Origin of the sequence: Mesorhizobium sp. M7A.F.Ca.CA.004.12.1.1, from assembly GCF_003997835.1 — a bacterium.
Lineage (GTDB): Bacteria > Pseudomonadota > Alphaproteobacteria > Rhizobiales > Rhizobiaceae > Mesorhizobium.
Genome location: NZ_RZRK01001159.1, coordinates 1 through 1,400 on the forward strand (window position 1 = coordinate 1; position 1,400 = coordinate 1,400).

The 1,400-nt window shown below is 66.4% G+C and carries 1 protein-coding gene; it reads right to left on the reverse strand.

Annotation, left to right across the window (positions count from 1 at the left end; all coding sequences use genetic code 11):
* Positions 1 to 42: 42 nt before the first annotated feature.
* Positions 43 to 1,365 carry a DUF3422 family protein gene (locus EN984_RS34690; RefSeq protein WP_127272364.1) on the reverse strand — a complete coding sequence of 441 codons (1,323 nt, stop codon included), beginning with the start codon at positions 1,363 to 1,365 and terminating at the stop codon, positions 43 to 45.
* Positions 1,366 to 1,400: the final 35 nt, after the last annotated feature.

Genomic DNA, 1,400 nt, shown 5'->3' on the forward strand with positions numbered 1-1,400 from the left:
ATCATGAGCCGACCCTCCCCACAAGGGGGAGGGTGAGCAGATCTATTCGCCGGGCGGCTTGCCGGGCTCGGAGTGCATCCGGCGCACGCGGCGTACGCCCCACCAGACCAGCAGGATGGCGACAGGCACCGAAGCCGCGGTAATGATCTCCGGTGCGAAGGCATGGCCGAAGATCGAGGCACCCTTGGCGACATAGCCGACAAGGCCGACCACATAATAGGAGACGGCGGCGACCGAGAGCCCCTCGACGGTCTGCTGCAGGCGCAGTTGCAGGCGGGCGCGATTGTTCATCGAGGCAAGCAGGTCGCGGTTCTGTTTCTCGACCTCGACATCAACCCAGGTGCGCAGCAGCGTCGTGGCGCGGGTCAGTTTTCGCGACAGATTTTCCTGCCGCTCCTCGACCGAGCGGCAGGTGCGCATTGCGGGCGCCACCCGGCGCTGCAGGAACCCGCGCCATGTGTCATAGCCGGGCACAGCCTCTTCCTCGAGCGCCTCCAGCCGTTCGCCGACGATGCCGTCATAGGCACGGCTGGCGCCGAAACGGTAAAGGCTCGACGCCGCGTCCGCCTCCAACTCCGCCGCAAGTTCGGTCAGATCGGCCAGCAAGGTCTGGCTGTCGCGAGTCCCGGCGACCTTCATCTCCAGCGTGGTCTGCGCCAGCCGGTCTTCGATGCGGCGGGCACGGCCGGACAAGGTCAACGCCAGCGGCAGGCCGAGCATGGCCAGCGTCCGATAGGTTTCGATGTCGATAAGCCGCTGCGACAACGCGCCGGTACGCGCCGGGGTCAAGCCGCGATCGAGCAGCAGCATGCGCGTCAGGCCATCGCCATCCTGGCGAAAATCGGTGACGATGGCGGCGTTTCCGCGCTCGACCAGCGAGTAGCACAGGCTGGTCGGATCGAAACCGGCTATCAGCTGCTCGCTCGCTTGCGTCCATTTGCGGATTTCGAGCCTGATGCCGGAGATGCAGGTTCCCGGCGGCGAAAACCCGTTGCCGAAGGGGGAGTCCTCCTGCGCCCTGCCGCTCTCGGAAAGCGGCCCTTCCCACAAATAGGTCGAGAATTCGGTGTGCCGCTCCCAGCGCAGCGAGCCCTTGCCCCATTTCATGGCATGATGGCGGGCCTGGCGGTCGGGCGCGGCGACGCCGAGGCGCCGCGACAGTTCGGAAAGCACCGCGTGGTCGACGCCCGAGCCCCCCTCGGTCATGAAGGCGAGTTGCATCAGGACGCGTGGCTTTTCGATCAGCGGGTGCGGCCGGGCATGAACCTCGCCGAGTGCGCCAGGCCGGCCCTCATGCGCAGGAAAGCCCATGACGCTGCCCTTGGCGCGCGGCTGGAATTCGAGATCGGACGGGTCGTCTGACACGGCTTGTTCCCTGGGTTTCCTTGAACCCTCTTGCA